Source organism: Aliiroseovarius subalbicans, assembly GCF_022678625.1.
GTDB classification, from domain to species: domain Bacteria; phylum Pseudomonadota; class Alphaproteobacteria; order Rhodobacterales; family Rhodobacteraceae; genus Aliiroseovarius_A; species Aliiroseovarius_A subalbicans.
On record NZ_JALBYQ010000007.1, the window covers coordinates 40,180 to 54,826 of the forward strand.

The window sequence follows — 14,647 nt, forward strand, 5'->3', positions numbered from 1 at the left end:
CTCGCTCTTAGGTGAAGCCGTCGACGATAGTGCCAGCCGAGAAGATCAGCACGATTCCGATGATGACGGAGGCGAACCATCCCCAGTTGAGGCGCCCCATCATGCACATGAAACCAGTGCCGATGACGGCAAGCGTGGCCACCGCGATGCCGATCGGCCCGGTGAGGGCAGCTTCGACCGTTTCCAGCATGGTCTGGATGGGGGAAAGGTCTTGCGCGAGCGCAGGGGTCGCCAGAAACGCCAAGGTTGTGGCGCATGGCAAAAGGTATCTTGGTCTGAGTTTCAGCATGGTTTTCCTTTTTGAGATCAGTTTAGGTCGATGACGACCGGTGCACGCGTCGGTCCAAAAGTGGCGACGCGAATGACGGGCTTCTCAATTGGCAGCCCGGAAAGACGTGAACGAATGCGGTGAATCCGTGCGATATAGGCGCGTGTCTCGGTGAAAGGCGGTACACCGCCAAACTCGCGGACGCGGTGCGGCCCGGCGTTGTAAGCGGCCAGCGCCAGGTCGATGTCCCGGAACTCGGCAAGTTGTGCGAGCAAATACCGTGCAGCCCCTTCGAGGTTCTGATTGGGGTTGGTACGATCAACGCCCAGCTCACGTGCTGTCGCAGGCATCAGCTGGCCAAGCCCATAGGCCCCTTTTGGGCTGACAGCAGTCGGGTTGTAGCTGCTTTCGGCCTCGATCAGGGCCTGAAACAGAACATGCCAATCGTTGGCGGCTAGTCCAATCACACTTAGGCTGCGGTTTGCAGCATGCCGATCAGAGGTCGCGCGGATGGCCGCAAGAACCTCGCGTGCGGATGCGGGAACAGGCGGCGATACGCGTTCGACGGCGGGCTCAGCAGTTTCTCGTTCATGATGTGTCCAGCCGGATGTTCTGACGCTGCCGTCAGCCGAGATCACCATCAGATCCGCCATCGCCCTCTGGGGCGTTGCGGATATCGAGATCGATAGAGACAGGGCGACCGTCACCATAATTGGTGTGATGATTGACGAGCCCCGGCCAAACCGCGAAGTGGCGGACTTTAGGCCCGTGTTTCTGGACCTTGGCAGCGACCAGGATGAGCTCTTCATCCCCAACCACATAGATGCACTGGTAAAGCGGCTTACCGTCACCTGTGCCCCCCACGAGCTCATACCGACAGGTGAAGTCCACCTTCCTCGCAATGAGGTCTTTCACACCATCCAGTGTGATCAGACTCAGGTGTCTTGCTATCGGCATGGTCTCTCCCCTTGAGAGACCTTCATACATGATGCAAATGACACGGAAACTACAGTTAGAGTCAATATATATAAAACGTAGAAAATAGAAAAAGATAGCAAAACGTCGAATTCGCCGCTACGTTGAGCCCGAATTCGGCTACCACACGGAGGGGTAGATGCGGCAACTTATTCTCAGCTTGGTTGTTTCAGCGGTGATTCTACCGGTCTCGGCCAAGCCATCGCGCGCCTACGACATGGACTGCGCAATCATGCTCTGTATGGCGGGTGGGTTTCCGCCGAGCCCGGTCTGTTCAGCGGCCTATGCGACCATGATCCGTCGGATCACGCCCTGGCCAGTTTTGCCGCCATTTGGCATTTGTACCTTCGCCGCCGTGCCGGTCGAATTGGGCGGTCCTGGTGGCGAAGGGGAGGTAGATATCTCTGTGCCTGAGTATGCCTGGTTGCGACGGACGCGGGTGCTTTGGTTTCAGGGATATGCTCAACGCGATCGGGGCGGCGACATTCTGTACTGGGTTTGGTGGATCAATGCTTGCGATCACGAGAACAGCAACTGTCGGCGCCATATTCGCGTCGGTAGCTCATCAACACCGTGGTCCGGGAGTTTTGTTTCCCCAAACGATCAGAGCATCCCGTATCCAACTCGCGATGGTTTAGGGCGCTACTATTCGAGAGCTGTGATGGTTGAGTATGGCGACTTCGAGGGCAAAATGGATCACTCGGATTGGTTCTCATATTAAGAGGCCTTGCCACTCGTTTTCTTGCATTCGACCGACCGCACTTTGATTTCGAGACCTTCCGCGGAGTCCGGATCGATATGCCAATCGCGAACAACTCTTCCCGTGTTCCAGCGGTAGTCGCGCCATACAACCTTAATCATTCCAGAAATCTCCGCGATACCCTCGCGAATAGGTTGTGCTGACAGGCGTTTCTTATTCATGAAAAGACTTACTTGATACGAAAATCGGAAGGGGTTACTTGCGGTTGGTGCGCGGCTTAACCAATTCGCTAGGATCGACTCCCAGGGCGTTGGCGATCTTTTCCAGGGCGGTGAGCGACATGGCGTTCTTGCCGTTTTCGAGCTTGCCCATGTAGCTGCGGCTAAGACCGGCCGAGAACGAGAGCGCTTCCTGGCTGAGCCCTCTGGCTCGCCGGACATCCTGAATGTTCTGTCCTACACGCTCTGGTAAATTCATGACCGGACATCGGCCATGTAGAGGATTAATTTGCCACGCAATATAGTTCGCATTCGACCTCGGCGACACGAAACCTTCCGAGATGTGCGAACGACTAATTTGAGGAAATCACTTGGGTAGGAGCACTTGATTCTGACATAATATCAGTGGATTGGTGAGTGGCGCGTAATAGTTGTTATGTTAAATAATGCGCGTGTTGCCCTCTACGCGACGACCGAGAATTGGCCCATCATTCCTCCATCTTCGTGCTCAAGAATGTGACAATGGAACATGTATGGCAACGCTTCGGTGGCTGGTCGGGTGAACCGCATCAGGATATCTGCCTGACCATTGATCAGGATCGTGTCCTTCCACCCCGTGTTCTGCGGCGCAGGGGCTTGTCCGTTTTCACTGAGCACTTGGAACATGACGCCGTGAACATGAAACGGGTGCATCATCATGTTTGCCGACACCGTCCATTTCTCGACCTGCCCAACCTGGGTCGAGAAGTTGATCTTTGACATATCAAAGGCCTGTCCGTTGATGGAAAAGCGGTTTCCAGCGCCGCGCATCATCATGCCGGGGCCCATGGCCATGTCGAGGGTGATATGGCGTCCAGCGGCATTGCTCGCGTCCATATTCGGGCGAGAGCCGCCAAGGCTGTCAGGTATACGGGTCATACGCACCGGAGCTGCCGGATCAACGGTAAAGGGCAAAACCTCGAACGGGGGACCAGACGGGCGGCGTCCACCCATCATGCCCCCCATCATTCCTTCATTGATATTCTGCCCACTTAGAAGCGAGAGGTTCCGACCATCGCCGAAATCCACAAGCACCTCATAGCGCTCGCCTGGTGCAAGGGTCAGTTCGTCCAGCACGACTGGGCGATCCAGAAGGCTGGCGTCAGCACCAACGAGGTGCATCGGACGACCATCCGACAGGGTCAGGGTATAGATCCGGGCGTTGGAGCCGTTGAGTAGACGCAGGCGCACCACCCCTTTGGGCACGACCGCCGTGGCCCCAACCTGCCCATTGACCAGCATCGTGTCCCCTAGGAACCCCATCATCTGGTCAGGCATGGACAGCTCATAGGACATGCGCCCTTCCTGGTCGAAGCGGCGATCCTGAAGGACAAGTGTCAGGTCATCCACGCCATAATCCGTCGGCAGTCCGCGGGCATCATCCTGACCGTCAGTCAGGTGCAAGACACCCGCCAGGCCCATCTGCACTTGCCGGGCTGTCATGCCATGCGTGTGGCTGTGATACCAGACGGTCGCGGGAGGCTGGTCGATCGGGAGGACAGGAGACCAGGTTTGGCCAGGTTGAACCAGCTGGTGCGGTCCGCCATCCACGTCCCCGGGCACGACAAGCCCATGCCAATGAACCGAGATTGCCTCGTCCAACGCATTGCTGACCTCTGCGGCGGTTTCAGACTGGTGATGCAGCCTCAGCGTCGGCCCCAGAAAGGGCTGGTCGTGCCCGGGGACGTGGCCCAAGCGCGTGTCGGCAGTTGCGCCAGCATGGCAGCAGAGCCCATGCCGGACAGAAGGGTGCGACGTGTGATCATGTTCGAAATTCCTTGTGGGTCAATGGGACGGTTCAATGGCAGGGATCGCCACTGAGACCTTCGAGAATGGGGCAATCCGGGCGATGATCCCCCGCGCATTCCTTGGACAGGTGGGTCAGGGTCTCATGCATGGCTTGCAGATCGATGATCTTTGCTTCGATCTCTTCCAAATGCTTGTTTGTTATTTCTTTTACCTCTGCACTGGCGCGGGTTTCATCCTCGTAGAGCGCCAGCAAGTTGCGGCAATCACCAATGGTGAACCCCAAGGCACGGGCGCGGCTGAGAAAGATCAGCTTGTGCAGGTCAGTTTCGCGAAAGACGCGATAGTCGTTCGTGTCACGCAGTGGTTTGACCAGGCCGATATCCTCGTAGTAGCGGATGGTTTTGGCGCGCAGACCGGTGCGCTTGGATACTTCGCCGATGTTCAGATTCATGTCGCTTCCTCGCTTATCCGACTAGTGCCGGGTTCAGGGTCTCGGTTTCTTGCATCGGGATGGCTGCTTTGTCGTTCAGCACCGGCTTAACCCAACGCAAACGCAGTGCATTTGTTAGCACGAACACGCTGGACAGAGCCATCGCCCCGGCTGCCAGAACTGGCGACAGGAGCAGCCCGAAGGCCGGGTACAAAACGCCTGCAGCCACAGGGATCAGCAACGTGTTGTAGCTGAAGGCCCAGAACAGGTTCTGCCGGATGTTACGCATGGTGCGCGTCGATATGTCGAAGGCGTTGACCACGCCGGTCAACTCGCCGGACATCAAAACAACATCTGCCGCTTCGATGGCAACATCGGTTCCGGTGCCGATAGCAATGCCCACATCCGCAGTGGCCAGCGCAGGGGCGTCATTGATGCCATCGCCGACAAAAGCCAGTTTGCCACGCGTGCGCAAATCTTCCAGTGCGGCGACTTTTCCCTCGGGCAGGACCTCGGCCACAACGATATCAATGCCCAATTCTGCGGCGATGGCTTCAGCCGTCCCTTGATTGTCACCGGTAATCATGGCCACGCTCAACCCCAGATCATGCAATGCAGATATGGCTGCTGGAGTTGCTGGTTTGACCGGATCCGCCACGGCAATCGCCGCCGCAATCTGCCCGTCGATTGCTGCATAGAGCGGGGTTCGCCCCTTGCGGCCCAATTCGTCGCCGATCTGGGCAAGTTTGCCCATGTCGATCCCCTCGCGCTGCATTAACCGGTCAGCTCCGACAAGAATGCGGTGACCGCCAACGGTCGCCTCGACGCCGTATCCGGTGATCGACGTAAAGGCTGTGACCTCGGCGCCATCCAACCCTCTTTGGGTGGCGGCACGCGTGATGGCTTCGGCAATGGGGTGTTCAGACTGGGCCTCGATGGCGGCAACCAGTCGCAGCACCTCATCGCTGTCAAACCCATCCGCCGCGATCAGGTCGGTCAGCTCGGGACGGCCCTGGGTCAGAGTACCGGTCTTGTCCAATGCGACCACACGCGCTTCCTGTAGCATTTGGAGCGCATCGCCTTTCCGGAAAAGAACTCCCATTTCGGCAGCCCGACCGGTACCGACCATGATCGACGTAGGCGTTGCCAGTCCCATCGCGCAAGGGCAGGCAATGATCAATACGGCGACGCCTGCAATTAGCGCAAAGCTCAGTGCCGGGTCAGGTCCAAAGACCAGCCAAGTCAAAACGGTTAAGGTGGCAACTGCCATGACCGCAGGGACGAACCAGGCGGTAATCCGGTCTACCAAACCCTGGATCGGAAGCTTGGCCCCCTGCGCCTGCTCAACCATCTGGATAATTTGCGCCAACATCGTGTCAGCACCAACCTTGGTTGCCTCGAAGATCAATGCGCCAGTGCCGTTCACCGTTGCACCGACGATCTCTGCCCCAGTGGATTTCTCAACCGGGACGGGTTCGCCGGTGATCATGCTTTCATCGACATAGGAATGGCCGTTGATCACTTTGCCATCCACGGCGATTTTCTCGCCAGGACGCACGTGGATAAAGTCACCCACGATGATCTCCTCGATCGCCAATTCGACAACCTCGCCCTCCCGTTCCACTCGCGCGACCTTTGCCTGCAACCCGACAAGCTTGCGGATTGCCTCGCCTGTACGTCCCTTGGCGCGTGCTTCCAGAAAGCGACCCAGTAGGATGAGAACGACAATTACAGCCGCTGCCTCATAGTAGACATTGGCAGTGCCTGCGGGCAGAACTCCCGGCGTGAAGGTGGAAATCAGTGAAAACCCGTAGGCCGCTGAAGTGCCAAGCGCGACAAGCGAGTTCATGTCCGGCGCGCCCTTGAACAGCAGCGGAAATCCCTTTGTGTAGAAGCGCAGACCAGGGCCGAACAGAACGATTGTGGTCAGGACAAATTGCAAAAGCCGGCTGTTTTGCAGGCCGATGCTTTCTTCGATCCACATATGCATGGCCGGAAACAAATGACCGCCCATCTCGATCACAAAAACCGGTAGGGCCAGAATTGCGGCGACCAAGGTAAGTTGCCCAAGTCGCGCGATCTCTGCCGCCTTGCGGTCCTGTTTGCTGAGGTCTTCTCCAGCTTTGAGTTTGGCGGGGTATCCAAGTTCGGTGGAAATCCTGGCCAAGTCCGCCGGCGTAGTTGCCCCGGTAGCGTAGCGTATGGTCGCGGTCTCTGCCGCCAAGTTTACCTGCGCATCAATTACGCCGTCACTGGCCTTCAATTTGCGCTCAACCCGGCCAACGCAGCTGGCACAGGTCATGCTTTCGACGTCCAAAGTAATCTCGCTGGTCGTGGCTGGATAGCCCGCTTCACCCAACGTGTCGATCAACCCTGCAAGGTTGGCGGGGGCGGCAAAGCTGACCCGGGCTGTTTCATTCGCCAGGTTGACCGCGGCATCGGACACGCCGGGAATGCCGGCAAGCGTTCTTTCAACACGGCCGACACAGGACGCACAAGTCATGCCTTCGACCGACAATGTAAGCGTTCGTTTCTCTGACATGACACTCTCCGCGATTCGTGGTTCTAAATATGGTTTGGGGGGTTCCAGTGTGGGTAGGGTCAAGCCTTGAATATCACGTTTTCTTGATGCTTGACCTTACCCCGTGGGAACCCCCAATCCCTTCATTGAACGAAAAAACGGAGACTACCATGAGCAAGTTCAATGTACCCGATATGAGCTGCGGTCATTGCAAGGCTGCTATCGAAAAGGCCGTTGGTGCCGCCGATGGAGATGCGGTTCTGAGTTTCGACCTGGAAGCGCGTACCGTCGAAGTCACAAGCAGACTGGGCGACGCCGAGCTGACAAAAATCCTGGAAAAGGAAGGTTACCCCAACACGATCGCTGCCTAGGTCAATGCACCATCTCGCCGGTTGCCATGCCAAGGTGATGTGCTTGATGGTGGCCCCCTACGGCCATTAATCCAACGAAGCCCAAGGCGCGAATGACATCGACTTCGTCGGATGAGGTCACTGTCCATGTGACCTCATGCCTGCCAATCGCGGCTACACTGGACCAGCCCGTCTCTATTGCCAGAGCCGGTGCATGTGCTGGCACCATGCGCCGAACGGCTTCACCACCTGGCCCAGTCAACCCGACACGGAACATCACGCCATGTGGGACCTGTTCGACAGTAGCCTCGGCATGCGTGATCAGGTTGTCCATATCAATTAAATGCTGACGCAGACCGGCAATATCCACGCGACTCCAATTCGTGTCCGAATCCGCTCGTAGCAAGGCTACAATTTCGGCGATGGATGCAAACGCCCCCTGCCCCGGCTCCTCTGGCACGGCCATACTTTGTCCGCCGGCACTGTGGTCGTGGCTGTTGTGTTGTGCCGTGGCTGTGGAACTGGCCAGTAAAACTATGAGTACAAGTCGGATCATGGGTGGCTCCTGTTAGGTCGCGAGACCTCCAATCTGGCGCCTGATCCTCTTCTGACATATGATTGAGATCATAATGTCACATCTGATGTCTCTGCCCTCTCCATTCAATCGTCTCCCGAAATGCGGTCAGGCGCGGCGTCAGCTTGAGGCTGATGAGTACTTGTTTCGCCAAGGAGACCCAACACGTGCGATGTACTTTCTTGAACAGGGCGCAATCAGCCTGATCCGCCACACAAAAGATGGGCAGAAAGTGACGATGTTTCAGGCCAACGCAGGCGATACCCTGGCGGAACCGGCGTTGTTTTCGGACCACTTTCATTGCGACGCGACAGCCCAATCAAGTTGTTTGGTCCTCTGCCTGGACAAGACCGAGGTGCTGGAATTCATGACAAAGGACCCGAGTTTTGCCGCAGCTCTTGTTCAACGCATGGCAAGCCAAATTCAGACCTATCGTCGCCGACTGGAATTGTTGGCCATCCGCCCAGCCAGGGACAGGGTTCTGGCCGGTCTGGCGGATGGGTGGCTCACCGGGTCGATAATTGAATTCGCAAGCGAGCTGGGCCTGACCCACGAGGCCGTATACCGAGCCCTGTCAACCTTGGTGCGCGAAGGCCAGGTTGCGCGCACCGCTCGAGGTTCATATCGCGTGAAAGGCGCCGATCAGGCCGCATTGTAGTGGGCGAAGATCTCGGTTGTGCCATCATTTCGGATCAAGAAGACCGAATAGGCGTCACGTTCGCTCGCGGGACCCATGCCCGGTGATCCCCATGGCATGCCTGGCACAGACAGACCAATGGCGTCGGGCCTCTCGCTCAACAGGCGGTGGATGTCAGCCGGCGGTACATGGCCTTCGATGACATATCCGTCAATACGTGCCGTGTGGCACGATGCCATGTCTTCGCTGATCCCGCTTCGGACCTTCAAACGCATCAAGTCGTCATACGTGGCTTCGCGAATGTCCATTGCGTATCCCGCATCAGCCATGATGTCGATCCACGCACCACAGCACCCGCAATTAGGATCCTTGAACACTTGCACCAGCGGCGGCGTAGCAGCCAGAGCGGGCACTGTCATTCCGAGCCCGGAGGCGCCCAAGCCGCACAACAAAACGCGGCGATTGATGGTCAGGTTGGTCATTGTGTCTCCTTTCAGGCCAGATTGCCCAGTGGTGTTCAATTTCGGATTTATCTTATCGTTCTCGCGGTGTCAGATCCTGACAAAGGTCAAGCAAGGGGAGCTTACGATCCGCCCTGCATCTGTTCCCCTTCAGTCCGCACCTCTTGGGTTTCGCGCATACGGTCTGGCCAGGTGGACTTTATGAAGGCCAAAATGTCCCAGATCTCCTGGTCGCTCAACTGCTCTCCAAACCCGGGCATGCCACTGTTGAAATTCGTCACACCGCTTGCCTCCAGGGCCGCCTGCCCGCCCAACTTGGTATAATCGAACAACAAGGCATCTCCATGATGCCAGGTATGGCCGGTCCGATCATGCGGCGGAGCGGGTAGCGTGCCGTCGTCCTTTGGGCTGCGCCAATCGGGTTCCCCTTCCAGCTGTGCCCCATGGCACGAGGCACAGTTTTCCGCGTATAGCACCGCACCGGCCTCAGAATCAGACTGCTCCGGCTGCTTCGGTGGTCCTGCATTTGCTTGGTCCGTGCTCAGAAATACTGCGGCACCCGAAAGGCTCAATATGGCGGCGATGGCAGCAATCAGAATTTTGGGGCGGGACATCTTTGCACTCCATGGCATGATTGTTCAGGGGTCTGTATTTCCGTCATGATACGTCAATCCAGGTTGCCATGCCGTCTGCACTGTGACTGAGCATGTGACAGTGGAACAGCCAGCGCCCCGGATTGTCGAAGACACAAACTATTTCGCGCGTTTCCCCCGACGCGACCAAGAGTGTGTCACGCAGAGGGCCAAACGTCCCATTTTCCGAGATTTCACGGAAATGGTGGCCATGCAGATGAATGCCGTGGGCAAACCCGGTTGGGTTTAACAAGACGATCCGGGCTGTTTCCCCTTGCCGGAACTGGCCAAACGGTTTGTTGGGAAGGCCAGAAACTCCATTGAACACCCAGGTGCCAAAGCCGCCGTGGTTCCGATCCCCTTCCCCGCCCCTCATCAAGAGCTCAAGCGTCTGGGTGATTTGGCCGGGCTCGGAGAGCTCATGCATCGGCAACGCAGTTACGGGGCTACGGTCCGGTGCTGAGTTCTTGCCGGACAAAGCTATGCTTGCGATCGGATTGCGCGTGTTACCTTCTGTCAAATTGAAGGTGATTTCAGATGTTGCAAATCCAATGATATCGATACGCTGTGCAGGTGCCATGATCAGGTGCTGCAATTGCATCGGGGACTCCAGCGGCATGCCATCCAAGGCGACCACAGAGCCATCTATGCCGTCAAGATCGAGACGAAACACTCTGTCGATGGCCGCATTGACCAAACGCAATCGAACGCGATCTCCTTGTCGAACGGTTTTTTGGCTGAGAAAAACCCGCAAAAGATCGCCCATGCGACCTTTGCGCGAAAAATCATCCATGACCCCGAAATCTGTGTCAAACATCCCGTCAGATGTAGTTCTGAAATCCGCCAACATTGCCGTGATATCGTGATCCACATTGGGTGGATCACGTTCTTCTACGATCAAGGGGCCAAACAACCCGCGGCCAACTTGTTCATAGGACAGGTAGTGCGAGTGATACCAGAACGTGCCAGCATCAGGCAGTTCGAAATTATAGTCGTAGTGCGCGCGCGGTGGCACAACCTCTTGGGTTAGTATTGATACCCCATCCATTTGGTTGGGAACACGGACCCCATGCCAATGCACCAGCGCTCCGTCTTGCAACCCGTTTTCCAGGCGAACATCCAGCTGATCGCCCTGTCGAAATCGCAGCTCGGGACCTGGGATTGAGCCATTGAACCCGAGTAGGCCAGGCATTTCCCTATCATGACCGGGCCATCGAACAGCAACCGGTGCGGGACGCAGCGTATGTACGGGTTTCTTGGCCAAGGCGGGCCTTGGCACCATTATTCCGGCCATTGCACCCAGGAGTATTTGGCGGCGGGAAAGCCTCATTGCTCTGAGACCAGTTCCAGGTTCTCAATTGAAGCAAGGATGCGCCCGCCCGTATCGTCACTATCGGCCGAAACTCCAATCCCGACGAGGATACTCTTCTCAGCCCCAAAGGCAGTGTGAAAATCCGCTTCAAGATCAACGTCTTCTATATGGCGACCGACGCCGCTGGGTCGAAGCACGCGAGTGATCATCCGCGGATGGTAAGGGCTTATCAGAAAACTGCCTGAATTGTGGTTGCCCCCCCAGACATAAACCAACGCATGTGTTTTCTGGTTGCGCAGCAATCGGCGTGCCGAATTTCGGCTCAGATTGTGCGCCGTTTCAGCGTCTGTGAACACGAAGTAGATCGCCAGATTTCTGTCGTCACCGCCTTTGCGCCGCAGATCGGTCCCCACGACACCCTCACGCACTTCCCAGATCCACCTGGCACCGTCAGCGTTGCGCAGGCCGGGCTCAAGCGCACGCCAGACAAGCGATACCGTGCCGTCAGAAGTCACATCCAACTTAGGGCCCAGGAACTGGTACTCGTTCGACCAAAGGCGGAGAAAACCCTGTTCTTTCCAGCTGCCGTCAAACAGCAATGGCCCAGCAATTGCGGGACCCAATGTGGCCGCATACAGGAATACGGCCACGAATAGGCGGCGGGAGGGGGTCATTCTGCGGCTTTTCTCGCCGCCTCGACGACTTCCACCAATTCAGATTGTTCCACGAACCCTGGCACCAGTTCCTCACCGACAACGAAAGATGGGGTGCCGTTGAAACCAAGCGACTGCGCAAGGTTCATGGAGGTCACCAGATGCTCTTGGATTTCCGGTGCTTCCATGTCTCGGCGCAACTGGTCAACATCCAGCCCAACTTCGGCCGCGACGCGCATGACACTTGCCTCTTCAGCACGACCATTCATACTCATCAACGCCCAATGGAAAGCCTCGTATTTTCCCTGTTCACGTGCTGCCAAAGCAGCTTTGGCCGCGAAAACAGACCCTTCCCCCAGAATTGGCCATTCGCGATAGACGAGACGCACATCTGGGTCCTCATCAAGCAAGCCTTGCACCACGTCCATAGCACGGCGGCAATAGGGACAGTTGTAGTCGAAGAACTCCACCACCGTCACATCCCCATCGAGATTGCCCAGTACCGGTGCATTCGGGTCCAGTTCCAGCAGATTGCGCTGGTTGGTCAGCACGTCTGCGCGGGCCACATCTGCGGCGGCGGCCTGTTGCTGTTCCAGAATGGCGACGGCCTCCATAACGATGCCAGGATTTTCACGGATCGTCTCAAGCACCAGTTCCTTGACCCGATCCTCATCCAACCCGTCCGCCCAGGCTCCGATTGGCGCTGCCAGGCTGATAACCAAAGCGAAAATCCCGTTAAATAGTTTCATGCTCTTCTCCATGTTTTAGTACCGATTATGTTACGTCGACCCAGGTCGCCATGCCCGAGGCCGTGTGGGCCAACATATGACAATGGAATATCCACTTGCCGGGTTCGCCCGCGACAAAGGCGATCTCTCGTGTTTCATCCCCGAAAACCAAAAGCGTATCTCTCAGAGGTCCAAGCTCACCGCTATTCAGGACTTCGCGAAAGTGCATTCCGTGCAGGTGCATTGCGTGGGGAAAGACCGTGTCATTTTGTATGCTAACTCGCGCGGTTTCTCCTGATGACAGTTGCGCGAGTGGGGTGTCGGTCATGCCGACGACGCCATTGAACGACCAGAACTGGTTGGCGGCGGCCAACTCACGAAAGCTCATTTCCTCACCGCCCAGCCTCGCTTTTTGAAGGTTGCCCATGGCGCCGCCTTCCATCCTGAGGTCGAACCGACGTGCCGCATCCACCCCGGGAACGGACATATTCGGATTGGGCGGCAGCGGTTCCGGTGTTTCACGCAGCTTTATCGGGTCCCCAGCAGGTCCAACCGGAAAGGCAGCTTGTGAATACCCCTCTTCGTCGTCGATACGCACCAAATGGGCAACTTCGCCTGCGGCGGCTGTAACATCGACGAACAGGTCAACCCGCTGACCGGGAGCCAACAAAAAGTTACCGTCAACCTTCTCCGGTACCTCCAAGGGCATACCGTCATAAGCCATGACCCAGCCCTCGAACCCCGACAAAGCGAGCTGGAAAATTCGTGCGTTGGCTGCATTTATCAGGCGCAACCGCAAGCGCTCGTTCGGCTTGACCGGCAGTTCCGTTTCTGCGGTCCCATTCGTCGCAATGTAGTTCCCGCGACGCCCGGCATGACTTCGGTCATGCGGGGCTTCAAACTCGGGGTCCAGCTGCGCCGTATCCGGATTCAGAAGCCAATCGTCAAGGATCAGAAGCTCTTCGCGGTCAACGTCAACCGGCTCAGCTTCTTCAACAATCAGAGCCCCATAAAGCCCACGCGCGACCTGTTCCATGGAGCGATTGTGAGCGTGATACCAATATGTACCGGCATCGTGCGCGGTAAAATCATAGTCGAACGTCCCGCCTGGCGGCACTGCATCCTGGGTCAGTCCGGCCACGCCATCCATTGCGTTGTCGATGCGAAGCCCGTGCCAATGAACCGAACTGGCCTGAGGGAGGTCGTTCACAAAACGCCGCATTATGCGGTCGCCTTGTTTCACCCGGATCAATGTGCCCGGCATTTGCCCGTCGTAGCCCCAGATACGTGTCTTCGGATAGTCCGGTGGGGCGAGTTGGACGTCTGCAACGCTGGCAGTCAGAGGCATGGGAGTGGGCGTAGCCGCGCGAATTGTTCCTGGGATCATTGTTCCAAGCCCCAGGGTAGCCCCCATGCGCAAAATGTCTCGTCGGGTCTGTGTCATTCCGTGTCCTTTTGCGGAAGGGGCCGTAGCCCCCTCCATTGTTTTGCTCTTCGACCTCAGCCGCCGGTGTGATCGTCCATCAGATAGGTCGCCATGGCTTTGCGGTCTTCCTCGGTCAAAAAACCAGTTCCATACATCACGACTTCTCCCATCGACCCACCAAAGGCGTCGCCGTCGGGTTTGACCCCGGTGCGAAGCGCATAGGCCAGGCTGTCCACAGTCCACCCGCGCATTTGTAGGGTTTCATAGTCGATGGCCGGAGCTTTCCCGCCGCCGGGTAGTGAGGTACTTCCCCTGAAGTGCTGACTGTCCGATTTCCGCGCGCCTGCAAAGTTTCGGGCGGTGTGACAGGCAGCACAATGCGCGGCCCCTTCCACAAGCTCGCGGCCTCGGTTCCAGACCTCGTCGTTGCCTTCAATGGGCTCTGTGCGCGGTGCGGTCAAAAATGCGGCCCGCCACAATTTCAATCCCCAACGCTGGTTGAATGGAAAGGCCATCTCCTGATCTCTGGATGGTTCGGCAACGGCAGGTACAGTCTGAAACGCCGCCCACAGATCAGCAATTTCCTGGTCCGTGAAGTTGCCGTAGAAAGGATAGGTGAACGCAGGATAGTAGGGTTCACCCTCGGGCGAGACCCCTTGCCTGACTGCGCGAGCAAACTCGTCAATCGACCAATCACCGATCCCGTGCTCGGGGTCGGTGGTCAGGTTGGGCGAATAGAGAATGCCGAAAGGCGTCTCCAGTTTCACCCCTCCGGCCAAAGGCACACCGCCTGCCTCGACATTCGTGTGGCAAGCAATGCAGCCGCTGGCACGGGCAAGATATGCGCCGCGGCTTGCATCTCCTTCCAAACTGATGGGCCCGTTGATCTGACCTATCGGCCAGGCAACGAGCGCCCCGGTCACGACGACACCGAATGCCGCCCCACCCAAGGCCAATCTTAAAATACTGCGCAT

At 57.3% G+C, this 14,647-nt stretch carries 19 protein-coding genes; 3 read left to right on the forward strand and 16 right to left on the reverse strand.

All coding sequences use genetic code 11. The features are described from left to right. Positions 1–7 precede the first annotated feature (7 nt). The 3 genes from MN188_RS16630 to MN188_RS16640 are packed head-to-tail and all read right to left on the reverse strand — an operon-like array spanning position 8 to position 1,255. Positions 8–289, reverse strand: a complete 282-nt coding sequence (locus tag MN188_RS16630) for a TrbC/VirB2 family protein (RefSeq protein WP_242110422.1) — start codon at positions 287–289, stop codon at positions 8–10. 17 nt (positions 290–306) lie between these two features. Then, on the reverse strand, positions 307–921 hold the full coding sequence (locus MN188_RS16635; RefSeq protein ID WP_242110423.1) for a lytic transglycosylase domain-containing protein: 615 nt from the start codon (positions 919–921) through the stop codon (positions 307–309). Further along, entirely contained in the window at positions 893–1,255 is a 363-nt protein-coding gene (locus MN188_RS16640; RefSeq protein WP_242110424.1) for a hypothetical protein, read from the reverse strand. Before MN188_RS16640 ends, MN188_RS16635 begins: the two co-directional genes overlap by 29 nt. A gap of 127 nt (positions 1,256–1,382) precedes the next feature. On the opposite strand from MN188_RS16640, the gene MN188_RS16645 reads away from it, so the two are divergent. Then, positions 1,383–1,964: a hypothetical protein gene (locus MN188_RS16645; RefSeq protein WP_242110425.1), complete on the forward strand. Its 582-nt coding sequence runs from the start codon at positions 1,383–1,385 to the stop codon at positions 1,962–1,964. Here the strand turns inward: MN188_RS16645 and MN188_RS16650 are convergent. From MN188_RS16650 to MN188_RS16670, 5 genes are all read right to left on the reverse strand, one after another. Beyond that, positions 1,961–2,164, reverse strand: coding sequence for a hypothetical protein (locus MN188_RS16650; protein ID WP_242110426.1), 204 nt, complete (start codon positions 2,162–2,164; stop codon positions 1,961–1,963). The genes MN188_RS16645 and MN188_RS16650 overlap by 4 nt on opposite strands. 34 nt (positions 2,165–2,198) lie before the next feature. Next, the gene (locus tag MN188_RS16655) at positions 2,199–2,420 is read right to left on the reverse strand and encodes a helix-turn-helix domain-containing protein (protein WP_242110427.1); all 222 of its coding nucleotides are present in this window, start codon (positions 2,418–2,420) and stop codon (positions 2,199–2,201) included. 203 nt (positions 2,421–2,623) lie between these two features. Next, the gene (locus tag MN188_RS16660; protein WP_242110428.1) at positions 2,624–3,895 is read right to left on the reverse strand and encodes a multicopper oxidase domain-containing protein; all 1,272 of its coding nucleotides are present in this window, start codon (positions 3,893–3,895) and stop codon (positions 2,624–2,626) included. Between the two features lie 103 nt (positions 3,896–3,998). Then, positions 3,999–4,394: a Cu(I)-responsive transcriptional regulator gene (cueR, locus tag MN188_RS16665; RefSeq protein ID WP_089894358.1), complete on the reverse strand. Its 396-nt coding sequence runs from the start codon at positions 4,392–4,394 to the stop codon at positions 3,999–4,001. A 19-nt stretch (positions 4,395–4,413) separates the two neighbouring features. Then, the gene (locus MN188_RS16670; RefSeq protein ID WP_242110429.1) at positions 4,414–6,921 is read right to left on the reverse strand and encodes a heavy metal translocating P-type ATPase; all 2,508 of its coding nucleotides are present in this window, start codon (positions 6,919–6,921) and stop codon (positions 4,414–4,416) included. 149 nt (positions 6,922–7,070) lie between these two features. Here MN188_RS16670 and MN188_RS16675 point away from each other — a divergent pair, with 149 nt between their 5' ends. Then, positions 7,071–7,271, forward strand: coding sequence for a heavy-metal-associated domain-containing protein (locus tag MN188_RS16675; RefSeq protein ID WP_242110430.1), 201 nt, complete (start codon positions 7,071–7,073; stop codon positions 7,269–7,271). A 1-nt stretch (position 7,272) separates the two neighbouring features. On the opposite strand, the gene MN188_RS16680 is transcribed toward MN188_RS16675, so the two are convergent. Continuing rightward, entirely contained in the window at positions 7,273–7,806 is a 534-nt protein-coding gene (locus MN188_RS16680; RefSeq protein ID WP_242110432.1) for a hypothetical protein, read from the reverse strand. Positions 7,807–7,891: 85 nt separating this feature from the next. Here MN188_RS16680 and MN188_RS16685 point away from each other — a divergent pair, with 85 nt between their 5' ends. After that, the gene (locus MN188_RS16685) at positions 7,892–8,482 is read left to right on the forward strand and encodes a Crp/Fnr family transcriptional regulator (RefSeq protein WP_275116261.1); all 591 of its coding nucleotides are present in this window, start codon (positions 7,892–7,894) and stop codon (positions 8,480–8,482) included. On the opposite strand, the gene MN188_RS16690 is transcribed toward MN188_RS16685, so the two are convergent. From MN188_RS16690 to MN188_RS16720, 7 genes are all read right to left on the reverse strand, one after another. Beyond that, positions 8,467–8,943, reverse strand: coding sequence for a DUF411 domain-containing protein (locus tag MN188_RS16690; protein ID WP_242110435.1), 477 nt, complete (start codon positions 8,941–8,943; stop codon positions 8,467–8,469). The genes MN188_RS16685 and MN188_RS16690 overlap by 16 nt on opposite strands. A gap of 101 nt (positions 8,944–9,044) precedes the next feature. Next, on the reverse strand, positions 9,045–9,536 hold the full coding sequence (locus MN188_RS16695; RefSeq protein ID WP_242110437.1) for a c-type cytochrome: 492 nt from the start codon (positions 9,534–9,536) through the stop codon (positions 9,045–9,047). 43 nt (positions 9,537–9,579) lie between these two features. Then, positions 9,580–10,746, reverse strand: coding sequence for a multicopper oxidase family protein (locus tag MN188_RS16700; RefSeq protein WP_242110438.1), 1,167 nt, complete (start codon positions 10,744–10,746; stop codon positions 9,580–9,582). A gap of 134 nt (positions 10,747–10,880) precedes the next feature. Next, positions 10,881–11,516, reverse strand: a complete 636-nt coding sequence (locus tag MN188_RS16705) for a DUF3047 domain-containing protein (protein ID WP_242110439.1) — start codon at positions 11,514–11,516, stop codon at positions 10,881–10,883. Positions 11,517–11,536: 20 nt separating this feature from the next. Next, positions 11,537–12,280, reverse strand: coding sequence for a DsbA family protein (locus MN188_RS16710; protein ID WP_242110440.1), 744 nt, complete (start codon positions 12,278–12,280; stop codon positions 11,537–11,539). A 13-nt stretch (positions 12,281–12,293) separates the two neighbouring features. Then, the gene (locus MN188_RS16715; RefSeq protein ID WP_476726578.1) at positions 12,294–13,730 is read right to left on the reverse strand and encodes a multicopper oxidase family protein; all 1,437 of its coding nucleotides are present in this window, start codon (positions 13,728–13,730) and stop codon (positions 12,294–12,296) included. A 17-nt stretch (positions 13,731–13,747) separates the two neighbouring features. Next, positions 13,748–14,647, reverse strand: a complete 900-nt coding sequence (locus MN188_RS16720) for a c-type cytochrome (RefSeq protein WP_242110472.1) — start codon at positions 14,645–14,647, stop codon at positions 13,748–13,750.